This window comes from Siccibacter turicensis LMG 23730, from assembly GCF_000463155.2.
GTDB lineage: Bacteria > Pseudomonadota > Gammaproteobacteria > Enterobacterales > Enterobacteriaceae > Siccibacter > Siccibacter turicensis.
The window spans coordinates 211920-235377 of sequence record NZ_AWFZ01000017.1 but is presented as its reverse complement, the minus strand read 5'-3'; the positions used below and the strand labels follow the sequence as shown (position 1 = coordinate 235377).

The following is a 23458-nucleotide window of genomic DNA, read 5'->3' as shown; positions in this document are numbered from 1 at the left end:
GGGTGCCGCACTTTCACACCCGCCTCCCGCCTGTTTCTTTCGCCGTCGTCGCAGCCCGGGCCTGCGCGTGCCCCCGAATCCGCACAATATCCCTTCTTTTTATAGTGTTTTACGGCGTATAATCGCCGCCCTTTTGCGCACTTTGCTACCCTCCCGGAACCCCTATGAGCACCCTCAGTTTGATCCAGCCCGACCGCGACCTCTTCTCCTGGCCCCAGTACTGGGCGGCCTGTTTTGGTCCGGCGCCGTTTTTGCCCATGTCGCGTGAAGAGATGGACAGCCTGGGCTGGGACAGCTGCGACATTATTCTCGTCACCGGCGATGCCTACGTCGATCACCCCAGCTTCGGGATGGCGATCTGCGGCCGGATGCTGGAGGCGCAGGGCTTCCGCGTCGGCATCATTGCCCAGCCGGACTGGCAGAGCAAAGCGGACTTCATGCGCCTCGGCAAGCCGAACCTGTTTTTCGGCGTCACCGCCGGGAATATGGACTCCATGATCAACCGCTACACCGCCGACCGTAAGCTGCGTCATGACGATGCCTACACCCCCGACAACGTGGCGGGCAAGCGCCCGGACCGCGCGTCGCTGGCCTACACCCAGCGGTGTAAAGAGGCGTGGCGCGACGTACCGGTGATCTTAGGGGGGATCGAAGCCAGCCTGCGCCGCACCGCGCACTACGATTACTGGTCCGATACGGTGCGCCGTTCAATTCTGATCGATGCTAAAGCGGATATGCTGATTTTCGGCAACGGCGAGCGTCCGCTGGTGGAAGTGGCGCACCGTCTGGCGCAGGGGGAGACCATCGACCAGATCCGCGAAGTGCGCAACACCGCAATCGTGGTGAAACAGGCGCTGCCGGGCTGGTCCGGGGTGGACTCCACCCGGCTCGATACCCCGGGCCGTATCGATCCTATCCCGCACCCGTACGGCGACGATCTGCCCTGCGCCGACGGCAATAAACCGGAAAAAGACGCGGCGAAAGCGGTAACGGTGCAGCCGCCGCGCCCGAAGCCGTGGGAGAAAACCTACGTCCTGCTGCCGTCCTGGGAAAAAGTGAAGGGCGATAAGGTGATGTATGCGCACGCCTCGCGCATCCTGCACCATGAAACCAACCCCGGCTGCGCCCGGGCGCTGCTTCAGAAGCATGGCGACCGCTATGTCTGGATTAACCCGCCGGCCATTCCGCTCTCGACCGAAGAGATGGACAGCGTGTTTGCCCTGCCGTACCAGCGCGTACCGCATCCCTCGTATGGCGAGAGCCGTATTCCGGCCTGGGAGATGATCCGTTTTTCGGTGAACATCATGCGCGGCTGCTTCGGCGGGTGTGCGTTCTGCTCCATTACCGAGCACGAAGGGCGCATTATCCAGAGCCGCTCCGAAGACTCCATCATCAACGAGATCGAAGCGATCCGCGACGCGGTGCCGGGATTCACCGGCATCATCTCCGATCTTGGCGGGCCGACCGCCAATATGTACATGCTGCGCTGCACCTCACCGCGCGCCGAGCAGACCTGTCGCCGCCTGTCGTGCGTTTACCCTGAGATCTGCCCGCATATGGACACCAACCACCAGCCGACGATCGATCTCTATCGGCGGGCCAGAACGCTGAAGGGCATCAAAAAGATCCTTATTGCTTCCGGGGTGCGCTATGACCTCGCGATAGCCGATCCGCGCTACATCAAAGAGCTGGCGTCGCACCACGTTGGCGGCTACCTGAAGATTGCGCCGGAGCATACCGAAGCCGGGCCGCTGGCGAAAATGATGAAGCCGGGCATGGGCAGCTATCACCGCTTCAAGGAGCTGTTTGACACCTATTCGCGCCAGGCGGGGAAAGAGCAGTATCTGATCCCGTACTTTATCTCGGCGCATCCCGGCACCCGTGACGAGGATATGATCAATCTGGCGCTGTGGCTGAAACAGCATCGCTTCCGTCTGGATCAGGTGCAGAACTTCTACCCGTCGCCGCTCGCCAACGCCACCACCATGTATTACACCGGCAAAAATCCGCTCGGCAAAATCGACTACAAAAGTGAGGAGGTCGTGGTACCGCGCGGTGAACGCCAGCGTCGGCTGCACAAGGCGCTGCTGCGCTATCACGATCCGGCCAACTGGCCGCTGATCCGCGAGGCCCTGGAGACGATGGGGAAAAAGCACCTGATCGGCTCGCGCCGCGACTGTCTGGTGCCTGCGCCGACGCTGGATGAGATGCGCGAGGCGAGACGACAGGCACGCAATACGCGTCCTGGGCTGACGCAGCATACGGCGGCCACGCACCAGCGCCAGACCTTAAAAAAAGGGATAAAGCGTAACGCGACGTAGGCTTACTGTCAGGGAGAGAAGAAGGCCAGTGGCAGGCTGCACGCCAGAGTGGGGATGTCCCTCTCCCGGGAAGGAGAGGGACAAGGGGCAGGGGAGAGATTAGCCGCCGAAGACGTCAGGGTCTGGTCCCAGGCGTTTCCCCTGATCGAGCTTCGCAATTTCGCTCAGCTCGTCTTTATCGAGACGGAAGTCCCACACGTCAAAGTTTTCCGCGATGCGCGACGGGGTGACGGATTTCGGGATCACCACCAGGCCGCTGTCGAGATGCCAGCGGATCACAATCTGCGCCGGCGTTTTGCCGTATTTATCGGCCAGCGTACGAATCGCCTTCTGATCGAAGACCCCTTCGCCGCCTTGCGCCAGCGGGCTCCAGGACTCGGTCTGAATTTTATGGGTCGCATTCCAGGCGTGAAGCTGGCGCTGCTGAAGCAGCGGGTGCAGCTCAATCTGGTTAATCACCGGCGCCACACCGGTTTCATCGATGATGCGTTGCAGGTGATGCACCTGGAAGTTACACACCCCGATGCTCTTCACCAACCCTTTCTGCTGAAGCTCAATCATGCCTTTCCAGGCCTCGACGTAATGGTCGATAGCCGGAACTGGCCAGTGCATCAGATAAAGATCGACGTAGTCGAGCTGAAGCTTATTGAGGCTCTCTTCGAGTGCCTGATGGGGCCGCTGCTGATCGTCGTTCCACAGCTTGGTGGTGATAAACAGCTCATCGCGGGCGATGCCTGCACTCTGTAACGCCTTGCCGACACCCTCTTCATTTTTATAAGCCGCAGCGGTATCAATAGAGCGATAGCCGATGTCGAGCGCTTTGTGGATCGCAGTGACCACTTCGTCGTTACCGGCTTTCCAGACACCGAGTCCCAGTTGCGGCATGACGTTGCCATCATTGAGCTTGATTACGGTTGGATTTGCCATTCGTACCTCCTTATCGGATAACACACCGGGGCGCGCCCCGGTGAAAGTTGCGTGACTTAAGTCTGGACGAAAAGCCCAAAAACGAAAGGCCAGCGATAAAAAACGCTTATACTGCGGCTTCGTAGATGCGACGGCTGACGTCGAGCGTGATGTCCTTATGCTCGCCCAGCGCGGTCATGCCGTGCTCTTCCAGCTTGGCAATCAGCGCCGGAATGGAGCTGCCGTCCAGACCGTAGGCAGAGAGGCGGGTTGGGGCGCCCATCTGCTCGAAGAAGTCGCGCGTTGCAGCGATAGCGGCATCGATACGCTCGTCGTCAGAGCCGGTGGTAATGCCCCAGACGCGTTCGGCGTACTGCAACAGCTTCTCGCGCTTAACGTCGCGCTTCTCGTTCCACAGCGCAGGCAGCACAATCGCCAGCGTCTGGGCGTGATCCAGACCGTGCATCGCGGTCAGCTCGTGGCCCAGCATATGGGTTGCCCAGTCCTGCGGGACGCCCGCGCCAATCAGGCCGTTCAACGCCTGGGTCGCGGCCCACATGACGTTGGCGCGCACGTCGTAGTTTTCCGGCTCTTTCAGCGCTTTCGGGCCCTCTTCGATAAGGGTCAGCAGGATGCCTTCGGCGAAGCGATCCTGGATTTTGCCGTTCACCGGCCAGGTGACGTACTGCTCAACGGTGTGCACAAAGGCATCCACCACGCCGTTCGCCACCTGACGCGGCGGCAGCGTGTAGGTGTAGACCGGATCCAGCACGGCAAACTCCGGCTGAACGAACGGGGAGTGGAACGCCTGCTTGTCGCCGGTGGCGCGGCGCGAGATGACCGCGCCTTTGTTGGATTCGGAGCCGGTCGCCGGCAGCGTCAGAACCGAGCCCATCGGAATGGCGCTTTTTATCTCGCTGCCGGAGGTTTCCAGGATGTTCCACGGGTCGATATCCTGCGGATAGTGCGCCGCCGCGGCGATGAACTTGGTGCCATCGAGCACCGAGCCGCCGCCGACCGCCAGCAGATAGGTCACCTTTTCTTTGCGTGCGATGTCGACCGCTTTCATCAGGGTTTCATAGGAGGGGTTAGGCTCGATGCCGCCGAAATCCAGCACGTCCAGCCCCTGTAGTGCGGAGAACACCTGGTCCAGCACGCCGGTGGATTTGACGCTGCCGCCGCCCCAGGTGACCAGCACGCGGGCGTCCGCCGGGATCTGAGCACGGAGTTCACCGATAGCGCCGTTGCCAAACAGAATGCGGGTGGGGGTATGAAGGGTAAAGTTGTTCATGGTTCGCTTCCCAAAAATGAGTGGAACGGAAGACAGCCAGCGGCTGCCCGATGTGGTTCATTGTGGGCGCCTGGCGGCAGGCGCTCAATGCACATTCCTGCCGTTATCTTGCCCATTTCTCTAAAGCAGTGGAGGAACAGCACGCTTTTACGCACAATGACGCTCTGAGCAAGCCACCCCGGAGTACGCAGGCCGTGAACCGTCATGAGATATGCCAGCTGCTGACTGAAAAAGTTAACCAGCTGAAACAGAACCATAAAATGCCGATTGAGGGCCTGCCTGACGTGGAGCTGCTCTACGGTACTCAGCCCTGTCCCCGCACGCCGGTGATGTATCAGCCGGGTATCGTTTTTCTCTTTTCTGGGCAGAAGACCGGATACCTCAACAATCGGGTATTCCGCTACGACGCTAACGAATACCTGCTGTTGACGGTGCCGCTGCCGTTCGAGTGCGAAACCACCGCCACGCCGGATGCGCCGCTGGCCGGTCTGCGCATCAACATTGATATGCTGCAGCTGCAAATCCTGCTGATGGACATTGGCGAGGACGCGCGCTTTCAACCCGGCGCGTCGAGCAGCGGTATTAACTCCGCCACGCTGTCGGAGGAGATCCTGTGCGCCGCCGAGCGGCTATTAGATGTGATGGCCCGCCCGCTTGATGCCCGTATTCTCGGGCGGCATATCGTGCGGGAAATTCTCTACCACGTGCTGACCGGGCCGCGCGGCGGCGCGCTGCTGGCGCTGGTAAGCCGCCAGACCCACTTCAGCCTGATAAGCCGGGTGCTGAAGCGTATTGAAACCCAGTACACGGAAAACCTCAGCGTTGACCAGCTGGCGGCAGAAGCGAACATGAGCGTGTCGGCGTTTCACCACAACTTTAAGTCGATTACCAGCACCTCGCCGCTTCAGTACCTCAAGAGCTATCGCCTGCATAAAGCGCGCATCATGATGCTGCACGACGGCGTTAAAGCCAGCACCGCAGCCATACGGGTAGGTTATGAAAGCGCCTCGCAGTTCAGCCGGGAATTTAAGCGCTACTTCGGCGTGACGCCGGGCGAGGATGCGGCGCGGATGCGCACGTTACCGCAGGGAGAGGGCGGGGCGCCGCTCGCGGCGCGCCCCTGAGAAAGGGATTACTTTGAGGCGAAGCGCTTTTTGATTACCACAAACAGCGTGCCGCACAGCCCGGCCAGCAGCAGGAACACCGGCAGGATCATCAGAAACGTCATCACCTGATCTTCATGACGTTTTACGAAGGGGATCATGCTCAGGGCATAGCCGAGGCCTGACACGCCGCCAACCCACAGCAGCCCGCTCAGCCAGTTGAACAGCTGGAAGCGGCGGTTAGACAGCCCGGAGATACCGGCAAGCGTTGGCAGCAGGGTACGAACGAACGCCAGGAAGCGGCCCGCCAACAGGGCCAGCAGCCCGTGACGGTCAAACATGCAGGTCGCGCGCTGGTGGTATTTAGCCGGCAGCTGCGCCAGCCAGCCTTTCACCACCCGGGTGTTGCCGAGCCAGCGCCCTTGCAGGTAGCTAAACCAGCATCCGAGACTCGCCGCCGAGGTGAGGATCACCACGGTTGGTACGAAATCCATCACTCCACGCGCAATCAGCGCACCCGCCAGCAGCAGCAGGCTATCGCCAGGTAAGAACGAGGCCGGCAGCAGGCCATTTTCCAGGAACAGCGTGGCGAACATGACGCAATAGACAATGCCAACAATATGCGGGTCCGCCAGCGCGGCAAAATCGTGATGCCAGAGCGCAGCGATAATATTCTCAATTACAGCCATGGGAGGTCCTGTGGAACAGCGTAAGACAGCTATTATACCCTGAACGCCCCGGCACATCTTGCTCCGCGGCGTCACAAACCGTAACTTTTTTATGGAATTGATCGGTTTATTTTTTCACAGGCAACTTTACACAATTCGCTCAAGTCCCGCTGCTAAATCCGCGAGTAAATCTTCAACGTTTTCTAAACCAATGTGCAGCCGAACCAGGGTGCCGGTAAAGTCCACTCCGGCACCCGGACGGATAGCGGCTATTTCTTCGGGTTGGTTGGCGAGGATCAGCGACTCAAAGCCGCCCCAGGAGTAGGCCATCGCAAAGTGGCTGAAGTTATCGAGAAAGTGGGCGAACTCGCGCTCGCTCAGGCGTTTGGTCAGCACAAACGAGAACAGCCCACAGCTGCCGGTAAAGTCGCGCTTCCAGAACGCGTGGCCCTTGCTGCCGGGCAGCGCCGGGTGATTCACCCGCGCCACGAGCGGATGCTCCGCCAGCCAGCTGGCAATGCGCACGCTGCTCTCCTGATGCTGGCGCAGGCGCAATGCCAGGGTACGCAGCCCACGGCTGGTGACATAGGCGGTGTCAGCATCCACCATCTGCCCCATCAGGTAGGCGTTCTCGCGCAGCTGATCCCAGCAGCGCGCATTGGCCACCGCGGTGCCAATCATGGCGTCCGAGTGGCCCACCAGGTATTTGGTCCCGGCCTGCACTGAGATATCCACGCCGAAATCCAGCGCTTTAAACAGGATGCCCGCCGCCCAGGTGTTATCCATGATGATAACCGCCTCCGGTGCCGTCGCGCGTACCGCCGCGACGATCGCCGGCACGTCGTGAACCTCCATCGTGATGGAGCCGGGGGATTCCAGAAACACCACCCGCGTGTTGGGCTGGATCAGCGCGGCGATATCCGCCCCGATAAGCGGATCGAACCAGCCGGTGGTGACGCCCATCCGGGTGAGGATTTTGGTGCAAAAGTCCTGGCTTGGCTCATAGGCGGTGTTCGGCATCAGAATATGATCGCCCTGTTCAACAAACGCCAGAATGGTGTTTGCCACCGCCGCGGCGCCGCACGGGAACAGCGCACAGCCCGCGCCCCCTTCCAGCTCGCACATCGCCTCCTGTAGCGCGAAGTGGGTGAGCGTCCCGCGGCGACCGTAAAACAGTTCGCCTGCCGCCCGGTTGGCGGTGGCGTGCTTTTTGGCCTCGACGCTATCGAACACCAGCGACGAGGCGCGCTGAATCACGCTGTTCACCGAACCCTGCGTAAAACGCGTCCGGCGCCCGGCTGAAATCAGGGTGGTTTCGATACGTCTGTTGCTCATGATGCGGGTCCTGTTTAGCAATCTGGATGTCCAGACATACCTTATCACCGATAGCGCGCCAGGCGACAGCGTGATTTTCAGGTTGTGCATTAATTCATCTGCGCAGCAACTTTCCTGCGTAAGCGCAGGGAAAGCGGATTGAAAGGGGTGTTCACTGCAAATACTAATGAGAACGACTATCAATTCGACGTCATTTTGATATGATTACGCGCAGAATTTGTCTAATTTCGTTCTGGAGATGCAGAGTGGGTAATAATTTGATGCAGACGGATCTCTCCGTCTGGGGTATGTATCATCATGCCGACATCGTTGTGAAGATGGTGATGATTGGCCTGATTCTGGCGTCGGTTGTCACCTGGGCAATCTTCTTTAGCAAAAGTGCGGAATTACTGGCGCAGAAGCGTCGCCTCAAGCGCGAGCAGCGGCAGCTGGCTTCCGCCCGTTCTCTGGATGAAGCGCGCGAGCTGGCCGCCTCGTTTCATGCCCGCAGCCTCAGCGCGCAGCTGATTAACGAAGCGCAGAACGAGCGCGAACTGTCAGCGGGCAGCGAGGACAACGAAGGCATCAAAGAGCGTACCGGTTTCCGTCTTGAGCGTCGCGTCGCGGCGGCAGGGCGTCACATGGGACGCGGCAATGGCTATCTGGCCACCATCGGGGCTATCTCGCCGTTTGTCGGCCTGTTCGGCACCGTATGGGGGATCATGAACAGCTTCATCGGCATCGCCCAGACCCAGACCACTAACCTTGCGGTGGTGGCGCCCGGTATCGCCGAAGCGCTGCTGGCGACCGCGATTGGCCTGGTGGCGGCTATTCCGGCGGTAGTCATCTATAACATTTTCGCCCGCATGATTGGCGGCCACAAAGCCGCGCTGGGTGACGTTGCTGCTCAGGTGCTGCTGCTGCAAAGCCGCGATCTCGACCTTGAGGCCAGCTCCTCGGCACACCCGGTGCGTAACGCGCAAAAATTACGAGTAGGTTGATGCTCTATGGCGATGCGTCTTAACGAAGATCTCGACGATAACGGCGAAATGCACGAAATCAACGTCACGCCGTTTATCGATGTGATGCTGGTTCTGCTGATTATCTTTATGGTGGCCGCGCCGCTTGCGACGGTGGATGTGAAAGTGAATCTGCCTGCATCCTCCAGCCAGCCGCAGCCGCGTCCAGAGAAGCCGGTCTACCTGTCGGTGAAAGCGGATAAAACCATGTTTATCGGTAACGATCCGGTGACCCGCGACACCATGGTCAGCGCGCTCAACGCCTTAACCGAGGGTAAAAAGGACACCACCATCTTCTTCCGGGCCGATAAGTCCGTGGATTATGAAACCATGATGAGCGTGATGGACACCCTGCATCAGGCGGGCTATCTCAAGATAGGCCTCGTAGGGCAGGAAGTGACCAAAACGCAGTAGTCACCAGAACAACAAAAAACGCGGCGCACAGGCCGCGTTTTTTTATGGGCGTCGTTCAGGCCGTCAGGCCAGATGTTCGCCGCCCGTCACGCCATGCACTTCGGCGGTGACGTAGCTCGACTCCTGGCTTGCCAGATAGACGTAAATCCCCGCCAGCTCGGCGGGCTGCCCGGCACGTTTCATCGGCGTCTGCTGACCAAACTGCGGCAGTTTCTCCTGCGGCTGACCGCCGGCAACCTGCAGCACGGTCCAGATCGGCCCCGGTGCCACGACGTTGACGCGAATCCCTTTCTCCGCCACCTGTTTTGCCAGCCCGCGGCTGTAGTTAAGGATTGCCGCTTTGGTGGAGGCGTAGTCCAGCAGGTGTGGGCTGGGCTGGTAAGCCTGAATCGACGAGGTGGTGATGATGCTCGCGCCCGGCTTCAGGTGCGGCAGCGCTTCCTGGGTGACCCAGAACAGCGAAAATACGTTCACCGCGTAGGTCTTCTGAAACTGCTCGCTGGTGATGTTCGCCACGTCTTCAACCGCAACCTGCTTCCCGGCCACCAGCGCCAGAATGTCCAGCCCGCCAAGCGCGTCAATCGCCTGGTGGACCAGCGAACGGGCAAAGGTTTCATCGCTTAAGTCGCCCGGGATCAGCACTGCTTTGCGGCCGGCCTCTTCAATCAGAGCCTTCACTTCATCCGCGTCCTGCTGCTCATCCGGCAGATAGTTCAGCACCACGTCCGCGCCTTCACGGGCATAGGCAATCGCCGCTGCGCGACCGATACCGGAGTCGCCGCCGGTCACCAGCGCTTTACGTCCCGCCAGGCGACCGCTGCCAACATAGCTTTTCTCGCCGCAGTCAGGCACCGGCTCCATTTTCGCCTGTACCCCTGGGGCTGGCTGCTTCTGTTTGGGGAATTCACCGGTGTAATACTGGGTAGTGGGGTCCTGAATGTCCGTCTGTTTATTTGTCATAAGGTCGCTCCACGTTGTGAGAAAGATACCTGAAGGGTAGCGGCTTATTCGGTGGTCTGGGATGTAATCAGCATATTCTCATTCACGGCTGCGCGTATTTTCAGGGCTACTAACCGTAGCGGCAGTTAATATTTAACTGAATGAAAAATAATACTTAAATAATTAACCCGAGCGGCAAGAATATATCTTTTTTGGACGCTGGCGGGGGCTTGCGGACCGTCTACCCTTAATTTGCACCACTCCTGTTATATCCCCGGGCATTGCCCGGGGCCGTCGTTTGCCCATCTCCGGATAATTGCTATGAGCACAATGACTTTCCCGCATTCCGCATCGCATTCAGGTCTGATTACCCTTGCCCAAATTCGCCTCAGGGCCGACGGGCTGATGCTCTCGCTCACCTGGCTTCTGTGGCTCATCGCCCTCGGCGTCGGGTGGCATCACGATGCTATCGCGCTGGCGCTGGTAGTGGGCGGCGCGCTGACCGTGGCGGCAACCGGTGTAAAGCTGCTGTTTGCCGGACGACTGCTCTCCCGCCTGTGGTTCGCTTTTACTCTGATGGCGTTTGCCGCGCTGCTTATCCAGCTCGGACACGGGGAAACGGAGTATCACTTTTCGGTATTCGTCCTGCTCTCAGCGCTGCTGGCTGGCCGCGAAAGAGATCCGCGCGCTTATCGCCGTCTCGGTGGCGCGCACCAACGACGGCGCGGAGCGGGTGGAGCAGGCCGGCGCGACCATGCGCGAGATGATCCACAGCATCGACAGTCTGCGGCTGTTTATCGACGATCTGTCCCGGATGAGCGATCGGCAGCGCAGCAGCATCGGAGAGGTGCGTAACAGCATTGCCAGCATTGATGAGAGCGTGCAGCAGAACGCCCGCCACGTGGCGCAGACCCTCAGCGTGGCCGAGGACCAGCAGCAGCAGACCCGCAGCCTGCAGGAGGCGATTGCGCTGTTCCGCTTTGCGTGAGATCGCGATCACAGCCGCCGGACGCGGCCCCGGGCGGCGCTGTTAAAACCTGCTCTTCCCCCTTACGCTAAAAGCAGTACGCAGGAGGGGAAGAGATGAAATCGGACAGGCATCAGAGACTCGCGCAGCTGCTGCACGAGCACGACAAGCTGACCACCGGGGCGCTGGCGCAGATGCTGGCGGTCAGCCCCGAAACGGTAAGGCGCGATCTGCGTCTGCTGCAAAGGCAGGGGCTTATCCTGCGTAGCCACGGGCAGGCGCGTATCCTGCGCGAGGATCGTCAGAGCCATGACGCCCCGTTCTCGGCGCGGCTTAAAAGCCATCATTCACACAAGCTGGATATTGCGCGGCTGGCGCTGGAGTGGGTAAGCGAAGGGATGGTGATTGCCCTTGACGCCAGCACCACCTGCTGGTATCTGGCGCGCCAGCTTCCGGATATGCCGCTGACGGTGTTCACCAACAGCGTGCGCGTCTGTCAGGAGGTGGCGAAGCGCCAGCGCATCCGGCTTATCAGCAGCGGCGGCGTGCTGGATCGCACCTTTGCCAGCTATGAGAATCCGGCGCTGCTGTCGCTGCTGCGGCAGTTTGATATCGACCTGTTTATTTTTTCCTGTCAGGGCATCGACAGCGATGGCGGCATCTGGGACGCCAGGGCCTGGAACGCGGAGTTTAAAACGCTGCTGCTGCGCCGGGCCGCGCAGTCGCTGCTGCTTATCGATAAGAGTAAACGCGAGCGCACCGGCGAGGTACAGATTGGCACGCTGGCGCAGGTCACCGAGGTGATTACCGACGAAACGGCCAGCGCCAGGGCGGCGTTAGCCGGGTAGCGGTTAGCGTTTCGCCGGTGACGCGGTGGGGGCCGTTTTCACCGCCGGGCTGGGATCAGACGGCAGCGCGACCACGGTAGTGGTTTTAAACTCTCCGTCGGCCAGCTGGCGCAGCAGGGTCAGCGTCGCCATCTCCTGGGTTTTTATTACCTGGAAGTTCGCCTCAATGCGCGCCATGATTTTGGCTTTGAGCTGCGGATAGCGGCGCATAATTTCATTTAATACCGCGCCGTATACTTCTTCTTTGACCAGCAGCGGGTATATTTCGCGACGGTTTACCCATTTCAACTCCACCAGTGCAGCGGGAATGGAGGTCGCGGCTTGACCATATTGTTCAAGCGTGTCATTTCGCGCCGCGATTAAGGCAGCTAAATTCTGACTTAAGATAAATTTCTGCTTGTGCTGCTCTTCTAAAGCAAAATCTTTTACGGGCGTTGCTGAGGTTGTCACGATGGTTATTCCTCAAGCTGATAAAAAAATGGCGCAGTTTTTTCACGGGTAAGTAAATTAACCCAAATTTCATTGCCCGCTGCATTTATTTCCGCTGTTTTTTCGCTAAGCAGTTTATCAAGCTCTTCAGGCTTGATCTCCTGCTCTAACAGCAAGCCATTCAAGACCTTAGCAAAGGTTTCGATTTTAACAACCGTATTGATACGCTCTTTAATATGACGATCGCGCTCTTCTGAAATCACATTGCGCGTTTGCCCGGCCCAGGATTTACCACACATGATGTCGCTTTCTATATCAGCGAAGGTGGTTTCATCTGCGGGCAAAGCGGTGCTGTTTTCTTCTTCTTTTTTTCGTTGAGCGTCTGATTCAGAGATATGAAAGCGCGCCGGAACAAGATGATCAGGCAGCATATTTTGGGTGACCTTTATATATTATTAAGAGAGAAAACACGTGGCTCAGATCGCGTTGACAATATCATGCAGCAAATTTAAAATCAAAAAAAACGGAGCTTTCTCATGAACACTATATTTTATACGGTAGTGGTTTTATTGCTGCTATTAAGCGGCGTGCTTTTTTTGATGAGAGAGTATGGCCGTAGCGCACCAAAGCCGGATACGTCTGAACCGGAAACCCCACCCGTCAGCAAGGTCAGTAAAGAAGAGGGCGAGGAGCATTTCGCCATGCTGATGAACGCCATTACCCCCGAGTGGTACTGGCGCGTCAATCATGAATATATTGATTTTATTCACTCCACCGTGAAAAAGATGAGCCTTGAACAGCTCACCGCCGCACCGGGCGTATTTGATGCCCAGCGCCGCTGCAGCGATCTCAATTCTGCGGTGTACCGCTACTACGACAATATTAAAAAGCGCTGCATGAACGGTGAAGCCGTGACCTTTTCCGACATCGAACTGATGAACCTGCGTCAGTGCTTCCGCGAGTTCAGCCTGGAGGCCTATCCGGCGCTGGTTGAGGTCGTCTGGCCGGCGTGTAAACGTCCGCAGGTGGCGCTCGCTGATATCTGATTTTTCGGCGTTCGTGGTGTTGCAACCGCCCGCGGCATTCAGGCTATACTGAGCGCCGGTTTGGTTATTTTACAGGACACTATGGAACGCTTTATTGAAAATGCCATGTACGCCTCGCGCTGGCTTCTCGCTCCGGTCTACTTTGGTTTATCTCTGGCGCTGGTGGCGCTGGCGATAAAGTTCTTTCAGGAAATCCTGCATACGCTGCCGCATATTTTCTCTATTGCCGAAGCGGATCTGATCCTCACGCTGCTCTCTCTGGTGGATATGACGCTGGTGGGTGGGCTGCTGGTGATGGTGATGTTCTCCGGCTACGAGAATTTTGTGTCACAGCTTAATATTGATGAAGGGAAAGAGAAGCTGAACTGGCTTGGCAAGATGGACGCCACGTCGCTGAAGAATAAGGTGGCCGCTTCCATCGTCGCCATCTCCTCCATTCATCTGCTGCGCGTATTTATGGACGCGCGCAATATCCCGGACAACAAGCTGATGTGGTATGTGATCATCCATCTCACCTTCGTGCTGTCTGCGTTTGTGATGGGCTACCTCGACAGGCTCACGAAACGCTAATAAAAAAAGCCCTCGCATGAGGGCTTTTTTTTACTTGTCGGATGACGCCTGCCAGAGGTTGAGCTCTCCGTCCGCGACGTGCCCGTCAATGCGCGCCAGCTCGTCCTCGGTAAAGTGCAGGTTGTCCAGCGCCCGAACGTTCTCTTCCAGCTGTTCAGGACGGCTGGCACCGATCAGCACCGAGGTGACGCGCGTATCCTTGAGCAGCCAGCTCAGCGCCATCTGCGCCATGGTCTGTCCGCGCGCCGCCGCCATCTCGTTGAGCAACCGCAGGCTCGCCAGATTGGCCTCGGTGAGCATCTTCTCCGTCAGGCCACGCACTTTCTTCCCTTCGCGCTGCATGCGGGAGCCTTCCGGAATACCGTTCAGGTACTTACCGGTAAGCAGACCCTGCGCCAGCGGCGTAAAGGCGATGCAGCCGGTGCCGTTCTGTTCCAGCGTATCAAGCAGCCCGCTCTTATCCACCCAGCGGTTAAGCAGGTTATAGGACGGCTGATGGATCAGCAGCGGAATTTTCCACTCGCGCAGCAGATCCGCCATCGCCTGAGTACGCTCGGCGGAATAGGAGGAGATCCCGACGTAAAGCGCTTTACCGCTCTGCACCGCGTGGGCCAGCGCGGCGGCGGTCTCTTCCATCGGCGTGCTTTCATCCACGCGGTGGGAATAGAAGATATCCACATACTCCACGCCCAGACGTTTCAGGCTCTGATCGAGGCTGGCGAGCAGGTATTTGCGTGAGCCGCCTGAGCCGTACGGCCCTGGCCACATGTCATACCCGGCTTTGGTGGAGATGATCAGCTCATCGCGATAGGCCCCAAAGTCCTGGCGCAGCAGGCGGCCAAAGTTCTCCTCGGCGCTGCCCGGCGGCGGGCCATAGTTATTGGCGAGATCGAAATGAGTGATCCCAAGGTCGAACGCTTTACGCACCAGCGCGCGCTGGCTTTCAAGCGGGCTGATATGACCAAAGCTGTGCCACAGCCCCAGCGAGAGGGCGGGGAGGCGCAGACCGCTTCTCCCGCAGTAGCGATACTGCATCTGTTCGTAACGTGTTGGATCGGCAAGCCAGGTCATCATCACTCCTCTGATTCTTGGTTTTTTGAAACGCTGTTTCCATCTTAGCGTCATCCTGAGGTCATGGAAACCCTGGCCGTTCAGCGCTGCGCGCTGGCGTAAAATGAATAAGTAACGTCTGATATGGAGTAAAAAGAATATTTATGCGGTTAAGGTCTGGCTAATTGTTAAATTTAACACCCCTTATTTTTATGCGCTTTTTCATTTTGTAAGTCTGCTATTTAAAATGGCGCGTTGCCATCCTCTAAAAAATATAAGCCTATGAAAAGCATTATTTTTTGGTTTGGCATAAATCGCGGAAAAATAAAATATTATATATTTCCCCTGCTTTGCCGATAACCGGGGTAAGTCCTGCATGGGGACGAACTCTATTCTTCACGGCAAGGATTACTAATATGGGTATGCTTCGTAATTTTACCATTCGCGCTGTCATGTTGACGGTGCTCGGCCTGTTTTGTCTGCTCTGGTCGGGCGTTGGCCTCTACAGCGTCTACTCCCTCAACGCGGTGGCGGACGGCAACAATGTCGATCGCCAGCTCGTTGCCCAGATGAACGTGCTGAGCAAAGGCAATGACCAGTACTTCCGCTTTGTTACCCGTTTAACGCGCGTCATGGAAACCCGCCTGGCGGGCGGCACCCCTGACGAGGCCGCGTTTGCCCCAGTGCAGCAGGCGCTGGATAACATGGATAAGCAGCTCTCCGCCTTTAAAGCGATGTCGCCAGGCCCGATGGATGCCGCCGTTTCCCAGGAGGTGATCGTCACCTGGCAAAAACTGCTGGATGAAGGCGTGAAGCCGCAAATGCTGGCGGCGAAAACCGGCACCGTCGAAGCCTATCGCGCCCAGGCGAATAACGTCACGCCGCCGCTGAGCCGCGCCTTTGGTGCCAGCGCTGAAACCTTTAACACCACCGCCGCCGGCAAGCTCGATCAAACCCGCGTCAAAGTCGATGGCCTGACCTGGGTGACGAAAGTGATTATCGTCATCGCAGTGGTTGCCGGCCTGCTGATCCTGCTGTTCACCGACCGCTACCTGGTCACGATGCTGGTACGTCCGCTGGATAAAATCCGCGACCACTTCCGTCTGATCGCCGAGGGCGACCTCAGCCAGCCGGTGCACGAATTCGGGCGCAACTGCGTCGGCAAACTGGTGCCGCTGCTGAGTGCGATGCAGGACAGCCTGCGTGAAGCGGTGAGCACCATCCGTGAAGGCAGCGATAACATCTGGCGCGGTGCTACCGAGATCTCTGCCGGCAACAACTCGCTGTCGTCACGAACTGAAGAGCAGGCTGCGGCGCTGGAGCAGACCGCCGCCAGCATGGAAGAGCTGACCGCGACGGTGAAACTCAACGCCGATAACGCGCGCGAAGCCAGCAAACTGGCAGATACCGCTTCCGTCACCGCCGGGCGCGGCGGGAACCTGGTGGATGACGTGGTGAAAACCATGGACGGCATCTCGCTCAGTTCGAAGAAGATTGCCGAGATCACTACCGTTATCAACAGCATCGCCTTCCAGACCAATATTCTGGCGCTCAACGCCGCGGTGGAAGCGGCGCGTGCCGGTGAGCAGGGCAGAGGCTTTGCGGTCGTGGCCGGCGAAGTGCGTAACCTTGCCAGCCGCAGTGCGGATGCTGCAAAAGAGATCGAAACGCTGATTGCCGATTCGGTATCCCGCGTTGAGAAAGGGTCGAGCCTGGTGAATGAAGCGGGCCAGACCATGTCGGCCATCCTGAAATCCGTGACTGACGTAACGGTGATCATGAAGCAGATTGCCGAGGCCTCTGAGGAGCAGAGCAAAGGCATTTCTCAGGTCGGCATTGCCGTTACGCAGATGGACGGCGTGACGCAGCAGAACGCCTCGCTGGTTGAGCAGGTGTCTGCGGCGGCAGCGGCGCTGGAGGTGCAGACCCAGGCGCTGCAAAGTTCGGTGCAGAAGTTCCGTCTTTCCGCTCAGGCAAGCGAGTCGCGCACCAGCAGCACACCGCGTGCCCCGCTGGTGAAGCCGCGTCTGGCAACCGCCGTAGCGGGTGGCCCGGCAAAAGTTGGTGACAACGACTGGACCTCGTTCTGAGGACACCGGCATGACCCTTCAAGCAGCCTGCGGGCTGCTTTTTTTATGCCCTGCGTTTCACCACGTGGGCGCGACAGATGCTGCCATTTCGTCGCGCGGTGGGCATTACGGTAAGCGTAGATAAGGGCGGGGAGAGGGTGATGCGCAGGAAAAAGAAAGGGGCCTTGCGGCCCCTTTGGTGTTCAGGATGGGTGATAAATCAGAAGGTCTTTTGCAGACGCAGGTTGAAGGCATGTGCCTGGTAGTGCTCGGCGGCCTGCAGATCGTAGCGGGCATCAACGCTCAGACCGTTCACATCGTACAGCGTGCTGCCGACCGCGACGCCCGCCATATCTTCTACCGGCGCGATGCCTTTGGTGATAAAGCGCGTTTCGCCGACGGTATCTGCCGCATAGCTGGCGCTGCTGCTCACCTGACGATTGTCATACTGGTGGATCCATGACAGCTGGGCGAACGGCGTCAGGTCGCCAAGCGAGGTATCGAACGTATGGGAGAGACGCGCACCGATGTCGCTGGTAACGGACTGGGTGTGCGAGGAGCCAACGTTCAGCGCCATGCCGTTACCGCCGTTTTCACTGTAGCCATCCACATGCTGGTAGCTGTAAGACAGCCCGGCAAGCGGCGTCAGCACGATGTCGGCTGGCAGGGTAAGCGGATAGCCAAACTCGCTCTGCAGCGTAACCGACTGACCGTTATATTTGCTCTGCGCACGGCCTTCGAAGCCGGTGAAGTCCACCTGGCGGTTGGCCTGATAGTTCTGACGGTTTACGCCTGCGGACAGGTTCACGTACCACGGCTCGCCGCTGAAGCTGGCGTAACCAATAACACCGTAGTTGTCGGCGGTAGAGTTGTTACCGTTCAGGTTGTCCTTACCGTGCACGGAGGTGTTGCTGTAGTTCACCGCCGCGCCCACGCGCCACAGATCGCCCAGCGCGCGATCCGCACCGATAATGAGACCACCGAACTTCGCGCGATAGCCGCTGACGTCCTTCGTGCTGTCCTGGTTTGCGAAGCCGCCGAACGGCTGACCCCAGAGGATCCAGTCTTCGTAAGCATCACCGGTTGCTACGCCGCTTGCGCCGCCAATCTGCGGGTTGCGTTGTGCGTCCATATGGTTACGTACCACACCGGAGGCCGCTGTGGTCGACATGCCGGTTGCGGTGCTGGTGCTGATGCTCTGGCCCGGAGAGAGACGCTCGCCCACGCGGTTGGCTTCGTTACTGTCGTTGATAGCCAGTGAGGCGTTATACAGTTCCAGCAGCTGCGGGGAGATACCGGAGTAGTTCGCCAGTCCACCCAGCGCGCGCGTGGCGTTCGGCAGCGTAGCACCCGGACGTACGACTTCTGGCGGCTGTGGTTGCGGCGCAGGCGTCGACGGCAGAGAAGGTTTACCCGGGGCGGTCGGGGTAACCGGTGTGGTTGGCGTCCCCGGTTTGGTCGGTTCTACCGGCACGGTCGGGTCGACCGGATGCGGTGTCTCGATGGGAGTGCCATCTTTACCGAGGGTGACCACCAGTGCAGTCTGGTTGTTGTCGGTGACGGTATAGCCTTTCACCCCAGCCGTATAGCCTTCAACTTCATACTTAAGCGTGTCGGCGTTGTACTGCGCCGGGCCCGCGACGGTGTTGATCACCACATAGCGCTGGCCGGGAGCGAGGTCATAACGTTTGCCGCCGCGTGCCATGACGATACGGGATCCCGGTTCGACGATGGTCGATCCGTTCACGTTAAGACGACCATAGCCGGCGTCCGCCCCAATCTCACCATTGGCAATGGCCTTGTCACTCACGCCCGAGACCAGCGTGGCGTCACTCCCCTGGTAATAATTGCCATTGATGGTAATGGCATCGATGAGCTTTAGGGTTGCCGCTTTGTTGTAAACCGTGCCGCGGCTATAGATGTTGTCGTTCAACAGCATTGAGCCGGAACGGAAGATGACGTCGCCACGGGCATGGATTGCGCCAGTCCCGGCGGCGCCAGTGAGGATGCCTTCACCGATATCTGCACCAATGAAAGTGGCCGTCAGAGAAGGACCATACAGAACGATATCGCCCTTAATGGTGCCGGTATTGACGATGGTTTCCAGCGTACCCTGGTTTTCAATGGCGCGTTCATCACTGACGATCAGACCGTTATTGACGAGGGTATCGATGGTACCGAAGTTAAGCACGGCGGGCATGCTACGTATCGCGCCAACGGTATTAATGTTAGAGGCGATTGTGCCGATATTCTCCAGCGTACCAATTGAACCATTATTGACGATCGCTGGATTGGTATCGAAGTTAGTTGCCGTGAGGTTAGTGATGCTGCCGGCATTTTTCAGGTAATCGATGCGCCCAAAGTTGTTAATGCCTACAAAACCGCTGATGTTGCCAGTCGGCGTGTTGTAGAGCGTACCGATGGTTCCCTGATTGTTTATGGCCACGTATGAGGCGTTATCGACAGAGGTACTGGTGATGGTACCGCTGTTGACGAGGTTATCAATCTTGCCCGTCTGGCTGTTGAACAGGGCATCACCTCTCCCGTTGAACGCCCCATCAGAGATGATGGTACCGCTGTTCTTCAGGTTGGAAACGTTCCCTTCGTTATAAACAGCGAAACTGTCACGGCCGTAGATTGCGCCCTCGTTATCGAGCTCCAGGACTTCCACATTCGGTGAAATGGTTAACGCGGGCATAAACTGCCCCTGAGAAACCAGCGAACCCGTGTTGGTAATGCGGATGCTGTCGAACGGCATTGGCACCTGAAAACCGGGGGTTTCTGGCTCGTCAATAATGAGGGTATCCGCAGCAGCCCAGGCTGAGGGGAGTAGCGCTCCATGCGCCGAGGTTAACGCGACCAGCAATGCCCCATGCTGGCTGATACGAGATTTTTTCATAGATGCCACGACCCAAATGAGTGAGTGAGATGAGCGATTTATTATTATAAATTCGGATTAGTCCGATTTATTTTCGAAGAATATATAATTCAAAGAAAAATACAATAAGCTGTGTTTAATTATTTCTCTGTGTAACATTAGGCATCTGAATGCAAATCACCGAATAACAGCACTTTTGACGGGGGTTTATGAGAATGGCAGGCAGCGCGCGGGTAGTCGCTACCGGATTTGTGATGGTAATGCTGATAAGCGGGTGCGCTCAGCGCGACGCGCGTCGCTCGGCGGAGCAGCTTGCGCAGCAGGCCGGTTTTACCCGGTCAGACATAACGGGTAGCGCGGGAACGCTTGCCAGCTGGCGGCATATCACGCCGCCGGTCACCATGCTGCGGGTTTATATCGAAGGAGATGGTTTCGCCTGGGCCAGCCGGACGCGCCCCTCTGACGACCCCACGCCGCATAATCCCGTCGGGCTAAAGCTGGCGCTGGCCGACCCGACGCGCAACGTGCTCTACCTGGCGCGCCCGTGCCAGTTAGTTGGCCCACCGCTGCCGGCAGGCTGTCAAAAAAGCGCGTGGACAGATAAACGTTTCTCACCGGAACTGATTAACGCTATTAATCACTCTCTCGACCAGGCCATACGGCCCTGGCCTGACGTAACGCTGGAGCTGGTGGGGTATTCCGGCGGGGCGGCGATCGCAGCCCAGCTGGCCGCGCGGCGAAGCGACGTTGTCTCTTTGCGAAGCGTGGCGGGGAATCTGGACGTGGCATACGTTAACCAGCTGCACAAAGTAACACCGATGCCCGATGCGGCAGGTGCGCTTGAGGTCGCCCCGCAGCTGAGCCATCTTCCACAGGTTCACTACAGCGGGGAGGCGGATAACACGGTTCCACCAGAGGTTGCCGCACGCTTTCAACGCGCGTCAGGCTCGCGCTGCGTCATCACCGTTCGGGTGCCGGAGATGACGCATGGCTCCGACTGGGCCGCGCGCTGGCCTGCTCTGCTACAGGATAACCCGTTGCCGCCCGCAGGCTGCGCGACGTATAGCGTCAGGCCTTGAGAGGGAGAGGGTGGAACAGCGTGAGATCCATCTGCTGATGAATGCGCGTGGCGATCGCTACCACTTTTTCCCAGCGCATTACCAGCGCGTCATTCACGCCGAAGATGAGGCGAAAACCAGAGCATCGACGGCCCTCGGCCGACAGAGCAGCAGTGTGCAGCGCGGCCGGGTGGCTGCGTATCAGCCATTCAAAGGGAAGCTGTATTGCCGGTGCCTGCGCGGGGGGATTTGTACTCGGAGAAGCGGGTTTACTCAACGGGCGGGTCTGCACCACAACATGGTGTTATACCCTACTTTTGCTGAGCGTTATCCGCTGGCAAAGCCAGTATGGGGAAAGGCGCTGGCCGAACAGGACAACGTGATAACCACGGGAGGGCCACTTTCAGGGGGCGATCTGGTGATATACATCGTGCGCCGTCACTTAGGTGATCAGCTGACCAAAGCTGAAAATCTAATTCGTTATTGGAATCCGGCAATGGCGGTAGAGCAGCTGGCTGAAGCGCTGAGTACGACAACTCGGACGCTTAACCGTCAAATGAAAGCACTCCTTCAGAAAAGCACGAAACGCTTCATCACGCGGGTTCGTATCGAAACGGCGACGCTCCTTCTGGAAAGTCCGGGCAAAACCATTACTCAGATCGCAAATGCCTGCGGATATGGTGACGAAACGACTTTCAGGCGCGCCTTCACTATTGTGACAGGTATGTCTCCTTGCAGCTTCAGAGAGAGGCTTAAAACAACGCACTTTTCAAATGCAGGGATTCAATTAGCGCGTTGCGCTTTAACGCTTCTTGTATATTGAGGACATACGCTCGTGGCAAGGTCTGCTATGAGCGAGAAACGGACATAGGCTTAATGTCAGAATGACATTTTCTAACTCGCGATTCTGAACGCTGTAAAAATCAAGAAGAAAAACTCCGCTGGCGGTAAATCGCATTCGGGGAAATCCGCCTGTACCGGAGTTTTACCGAATCGCGCAGCCGGGGAACCGGCGTAGCCTGGCCCGGCGCTTGTAGTATTGCGCGCCGCAGCGGGGCGATTCGGCAGAATTGGCGTTTTACCGATTGTCCGGTTTAGCGGGCACCGGAATTAAGTTCGCCATTCTGGTTCCCTTAAGCCAATCCTCGTAGGAAGGCATTATGTTCCACGAATCCTCCTGGCTCATCTGGCGAATGCCGGTCTCCAGTAAATCGTATTCTTTTGCCAGATGTCTTGTTTTCTGCGTCAGGCCCATTCTGGTTTTTAAGGGTTTTTCATCATAGGTGATTTTCTTACTGTCGGGGACAAATAATATGATAGTTTCACCATCAGTATTAAAAGTAAGGTCTTTGTATACGCCATCCTTTCTGTATACAACATGACGCTCAGCTTCAATATACTTTCTTTTTATGTACCATATTTTATAGCCGATAACTTTTTCACCGCTATTCTGCTCAATATATTTATCTACATTCATCTCACAGTTCGACTGCTTACACCATAACTCTGGTTCGACATCTATATATACCGGGGGTTCTGAGCTTAAAGTCCTACAGAATGAGGCGACATGCTGGTCAATGCTTTCTGGGGTGGTGAGGTTCTCGAAATTGAATGTCATTGTATGGCATCTCCTTATGGCTGGATTTCAGTTCATGAGCAGGGCTGGAGTCTGGTGCTGGATTTTTATCCAGTAAATCAACTTCTTTCGTCCGGATCTGGAGCTGCTTTTCCGGTTTGGAGCGTGCGAACGTCATGTTCTGACATCCACTGATCCGTAGCATCCGTATGCCCGTCAGATTCTGTAAAAACGATGATTTCATAAACGGGATTAAGGCTGGCCTGGTACTCAACGGCTTTCAGCAGGTCAGGGCCGGGGAAAAATAATAAATACACACCTTCCGTCAGATAGCTTTTATTCAGCGTCCGTGACGTGTGAAGACTCACTTTTCTCCCGTATACACTGATAATCTCATTTGACTTAAGTCTGTTACGCTCGCGCTCTTCAAATATGCGTTTCAGTATTTGATCGCCGTGAGATTTGGTGTTCACGCACAGATAAACGTCACACTGATGAAGTTCGGCCCGGTCAGTCGCATATTTCATGATGCTTACGTGCAGCCCGTTTAGCTCCGAAAATTCACGCTGCAATATTACCCGGTCAGCCATTTTAGTTCCTTTTAATGAATGGGTTTTGACGCCCATATCTGTAATATTTGGTTCGGCACAGTGCGGCTGCGTATCCGATTACATGATTTGGTGTTACAGGGGTTTTGCCGAATACCCGGAGAAGGGCGTAAAAAACCGCCTAGCGGCGGCCTGTTCAGCAATGTTGAAGTACCGCAGGGAAAGCGGTGCGTTCTGCCTGGTGTGGGCTTATCCGGCTCACCCGCATCCACTGTAATGAGTATCGGCAGCGCTCAGAAATCTTTCAACTAATAATGGCGGCTTTTCGCGTTACAGATCAGGCGTGAAGGTTTCTATCATGAACATGATCCATGCGGCACCAAGCAGGCCAGCAATGATGACGACAGCGGCAAGCTTTTCGTAAAAGTGCCAAGCCGTGACAGC

Annotated in this window: 22 protein-coding genes and 1 pseudogene; 11 read left to right on the top strand and 12 right to left on the bottom strand. The window is 57.4% G+C overall.

Translation table 11 applies throughout. The features are described from left to right. Window positions 1-164: 164 nt before the first annotated feature. Window positions 165-2321: a YgiQ family radical SAM protein gene (locus DW58_RS02895; RefSeq protein WP_024551145.1), complete on the top strand. Its 2157-nt coding sequence runs from the start codon at window positions 165-167 to the stop codon at window positions 2319-2321. A 99-nt stretch (window positions 2322-2420) separates the two neighbouring features. On the opposite strand, the gene dkgA is transcribed toward DW58_RS02895, so the two are convergent. Together dkgA and yqhD are read right to left on the bottom strand one after the other, a co-directional pair. Further along, entirely contained in the window at window positions 2421-3248 is an 828-nt protein-coding gene (dkgA, locus tag DW58_RS02890; protein WP_024551144.1) for a 2,5-didehydrogluconate reductase DkgA, read from the bottom strand. Between the two features lie 106 nt (window positions 3249-3354). Beyond that, window positions 3355-4518, bottom strand: coding sequence for an alcohol dehydrogenase (gene yqhD, locus DW58_RS02885; protein WP_024550262.1), 1164 nt, complete (start codon window positions 4516-4518; stop codon window positions 3355-3357). A 194-nt stretch (window positions 4519-4712) separates the two neighbouring features. On the opposite strand from yqhD, the gene DW58_RS02880 reads away from it, so the two are divergent. Further along, the gene (locus tag DW58_RS02880) at window positions 4713-5642 is read left to right on the top strand and encodes an AraC family transcriptional regulator (RefSeq protein WP_024550261.1); all 930 of its coding nucleotides are present in this window, start codon (window positions 4713-4715) and stop codon (window positions 5640-5642) included. 8 nt (window positions 5643-5650) lie between these two features. Here DW58_RS02880 and yghB read toward each other — a convergent pair whose 3' ends face one another. Continuing rightward, the gene (gene yghB / locus DW58_RS02875) at window positions 5651-6310 is read right to left on the bottom strand and encodes a DedA family general envelope maintenance protein YghB (RefSeq protein WP_024550260.1); all 660 of its coding nucleotides are present in this window, start codon (window positions 6308-6310) and stop codon (window positions 5651-5653) included. A gap of 126 nt (window positions 6311-6436) precedes the next feature. Then, window positions 6437-7624: a cystathionine beta-lyase gene (gene metC, locus DW58_RS02870; protein WP_024550259.1), complete on the bottom strand. Its 1188-nt coding sequence runs from the start codon at window positions 7622-7624 to the stop codon at window positions 6437-6439. Window positions 7625-7869: 245 nt separating this feature from the next. Between metC and exbB the strand changes: the two genes are divergently transcribed. Then, on the top strand, window positions 7870-8604 hold the full coding sequence (gene exbB, locus DW58_RS02865) for a tol-pal system-associated acyl-CoA thioesterase (RefSeq protein ID WP_024550258.1): 735 nt from the start codon (window positions 7870-7872) through the stop codon (window positions 8602-8604). A gap of 6 nt (window positions 8605-8610) precedes the next feature. Further along, complete coding sequence (gene exbD / locus DW58_RS02860; RefSeq protein ID WP_024550257.1) at window positions 8611-9036, top strand: TonB system transport protein ExbD; 426 nt, start codon at window positions 8611-8613, stop codon at window positions 9034-9036. 63 nt (window positions 9037-9099) lie between these two features. On the opposite strand, the gene DW58_RS02855 is transcribed toward exbD, so the two are convergent. Together DW58_RS02855 and DW58_RS21300 are read right to left on the bottom strand one after the other, a co-directional pair. Continuing rightward, window positions 9100-9996 (bottom strand): SDR family oxidoreductase, encoded by an 897-nt coding sequence (locus DW58_RS02855; protein WP_024550256.1) that lies wholly within the window; start codon window positions 9994-9996, stop codon window positions 9100-9102. 336 nt (window positions 9997-10332) lie between these two features. Then, on the bottom strand, window positions 10333-10605 hold the full coding sequence (locus DW58_RS21300) for a hypothetical protein (RefSeq protein ID WP_235047737.1): 273 nt from the start codon (window positions 10603-10605) through the stop codon (window positions 10333-10335). 73 nt (window positions 10606-10678) lie between these two features. On the opposite strand from DW58_RS21300, the gene DW58_RS21295 reads away from it, so the two are divergent. After that, window positions 10679-10963, top strand: coding sequence for a hypothetical protein (locus DW58_RS21295; RefSeq protein ID WP_024550254.1), 285 nt, complete (start codon window positions 10679-10681; stop codon window positions 10961-10963). A gap of 95 nt (window positions 10964-11058) precedes the next feature. Continuing rightward, complete coding sequence (gene fucR / locus DW58_RS02840; RefSeq protein WP_024550253.1) at window positions 11059-11790, top strand: L-fucose operon activator; 732 nt, start codon at window positions 11059-11061, stop codon at window positions 11788-11790. Between the two features lie 3 nt (window positions 11791-11793). Here fucR and DW58_RS02835 read toward each other — a convergent pair whose 3' ends face one another. Further along, the gene (locus DW58_RS02835; protein WP_409371876.1) at window positions 11794-12240 is read right to left on the bottom strand and encodes a cytoplasmic protein; all 447 of its coding nucleotides are present in this window, start codon (window positions 12238-12240) and stop codon (window positions 11794-11796) included. Window positions 12241-12245: 5 nt separating this feature from the next. Further along, window positions 12246-12650: a hypothetical protein gene (locus DW58_RS02830; RefSeq protein WP_024550251.1), complete on the bottom strand. Its 405-nt coding sequence runs from the start codon at window positions 12648-12650 to the stop codon at window positions 12246-12248. Between the two features lie 105 nt (window positions 12651-12755). Here DW58_RS02830 and DW58_RS02825 point away from each other — a divergent pair, with 105 nt between their 5' ends. Both DW58_RS02825 and DW58_RS02820 read left to right on the top strand, forming a co-directional pair. After that, entirely contained in the window at window positions 12756-13265 is a 510-nt protein-coding gene (locus DW58_RS02825; RefSeq protein ID WP_024550250.1) for an ESA_00282 family adhesion-associated protein, read from the top strand. 81 nt (window positions 13266-13346) lie between these two features. Continuing rightward, the gene (locus tag DW58_RS02820; RefSeq protein ID WP_024550249.1) at window positions 13347-13835 is read left to right on the top strand and encodes a TIGR00645 family protein; all 489 of its coding nucleotides are present in this window, start codon (window positions 13347-13349) and stop codon (window positions 13833-13835) included. A gap of 30 nt (window positions 13836-13865) precedes the next feature. Here DW58_RS02820 and DW58_RS02815 read toward each other — a convergent pair whose 3' ends face one another. Beyond that, a complete protein-coding gene (locus DW58_RS02815; protein ID WP_024550248.1) occupies window positions 13866-14906 on the bottom strand; it encodes an aldo/keto reductase in 1041 nt (346 codons plus the stop codon). Between the two features lie 395 nt (window positions 14907-15301). On the opposite strand from DW58_RS02815, the gene DW58_RS02810 reads away from it, so the two are divergent. Continuing rightward, window positions 15302-16975, top strand: a complete 1674-nt coding sequence (locus DW58_RS02810) for a methyl-accepting chemotaxis protein (protein WP_024550247.1) — start codon at window positions 15302-15304, stop codon at window positions 16973-16975. Between the two features lie 199 nt (window positions 16976-17174). Here DW58_RS02810 and DW58_RS21510 read toward each other — a convergent pair whose 3' ends face one another. Further along, a complete protein-coding gene (locus DW58_RS21510) occupies window positions 17175-19853 on the bottom strand; it encodes an autotransporter family protein (protein ID WP_024550246.1) in 2679 nt (892 codons plus the stop codon). Between the two features lie 188 nt (window positions 19854-20041). Here DW58_RS21510 and DW58_RS02800 point away from each other — a divergent pair, with 188 nt between their 5' ends. Together DW58_RS02800 and DW58_RS21285 are read left to right on the top strand one after the other, a co-directional pair. Continuing rightward, a complete protein-coding gene (locus DW58_RS02800) occupies window positions 20042-20911 on the top strand; it encodes a hypothetical protein (RefSeq protein WP_051195551.1) in 870 nt (289 codons plus the stop codon). A gap of 119 nt (window positions 20912-21030) precedes the next feature. Further along, window positions 21031-21713: pseudogene (locus DW58_RS21285) on the top strand (GlxA family transcriptional regulator); the annotation flags it as partial. A gap of 255 nt (window positions 21714-21968) precedes the next feature. Here DW58_RS21285 and DW58_RS02790 read toward each other — a convergent pair. Both DW58_RS02790 and DW58_RS02785 read right to left on the bottom strand, forming a co-directional pair. Next, window positions 21969-22508: a hypothetical protein gene (locus DW58_RS02790; RefSeq protein WP_024550244.1), complete on the bottom strand. Its 540-nt coding sequence runs from the start codon at window positions 22506-22508 to the stop codon at window positions 21969-21971. A gap of 77 nt (window positions 22509-22585) precedes the next feature. Beyond that, the gene (locus DW58_RS02785) at window positions 22586-23056 is read right to left on the bottom strand and encodes a hypothetical protein (RefSeq protein ID WP_024550243.1); all 471 of its coding nucleotides are present in this window, start codon (window positions 23054-23056) and stop codon (window positions 22586-22588) included. Window positions 23057-23458 lie beyond the last annotated feature (402 nt).

What these genes read in the sequence shown, in the direction of transcription:
- DW58_RS02895 (WP_024551145.1), top strand. Translation starts at nt 165, where the DNA reads ATGAGCACCCTCAGTTTGATCCAGCCCGACCGCGACCTCTTCTCCTGG.
- dkgA (WP_024551144.1), bottom strand. Translation starts at nt 3,248, where the DNA reads ATGGCAAATCCAACCGTAATCAAGCTCAATGATGGCAACGTCATGCCG.
- yqhD (WP_024550262.1), bottom strand. Translation starts at nt 4,518, where the DNA reads ATGAACAACTTTACCCTTCATACCCCCACCCGCATTCTGTTTGGCAAC.
- yghB (WP_024550260.1), bottom strand. Translation starts at nt 6,310, where the DNA reads ATGGCTGTAATTGAGAATATTATCGCTGCGCTCTGGCATCACGATTTT.
- metC (WP_024550259.1), bottom strand. Translation starts at nt 7,624, where the DNA reads ATGAGCAACAGACGTATCGAAACCACCCTGATTTCAGCCGGGCGCCGG.
- exbD (WP_024550257.1), top strand. Translation starts at nt 8,611, where the DNA reads ATGGCGATGCGTCTTAACGAAGATCTCGACGATAACGGCGAAATGCAC.
- DW58_RS02855 (WP_024550256.1), bottom strand. Translation starts at nt 9,996, where the DNA reads ATGACAAATAAACAGACGGACATTCAGGACCCCACTACCCAGTATTAC.
- fucR (WP_024550253.1), top strand. Translation starts at nt 11,059, where the DNA reads ATGAAATCGGACAGGCATCAGAGACTCGCGCAGCTGCTGCACGAGCAC.
- DW58_RS02830 (WP_024550251.1), bottom strand. Translation starts at nt 12,650, where the DNA reads ATGCTGCCTGATCATCTTGTTCCGGCGCGCTTTCATATCTCTGAATCA.
- DW58_RS02825 (WP_024550250.1), top strand. Translation starts at nt 12,756, where the DNA reads ATGAACACTATATTTTATACGGTAGTGGTTTTATTGCTGCTATTAAGC.
- DW58_RS02820 (WP_024550249.1), top strand. Translation starts at nt 13,347, where the DNA reads ATGGAACGCTTTATTGAAAATGCCATGTACGCCTCGCGCTGGCTTCTC.
- DW58_RS02815 (WP_024550248.1), bottom strand. Translation starts at nt 14,906, where the DNA reads ATGACCTGGCTTGCCGATCCAACACGTTACGAACAGATGCAGTATCGC.
- DW58_RS02810 (WP_024550247.1), top strand. Translation starts at nt 15,302, where the DNA reads ATGGGTATGCTTCGTAATTTTACCATTCGCGCTGTCATGTTGACGGTG.
- DW58_RS21510 (WP_024550246.1), bottom strand. Translation starts at nt 19,853, where the DNA reads ATGAAAAAATCTCGTATCAGCCAGCATGGGGCATTGCTGGTCGCGTTA.
- DW58_RS02800 (WP_051195551.1), top strand. Translation starts at nt 20,042, where the DNA reads ATGAGAATGGCAGGCAGCGCGCGGGTAGTCGCTACCGGATTTGTGATG.
- DW58_RS02790 (WP_024550244.1), bottom strand. Translation starts at nt 22,508, where the DNA reads ATGACATTCAATTTCGAGAACCTCACCACCCCAGAAAGCATTGACCAG.
- DW58_RS02785 (WP_024550243.1), bottom strand. Translation starts at nt 23,056, where the DNA reads ATGGCTGACCGGGTAATATTGCAGCGTGAATTTTCGGAGCTAAACGGG.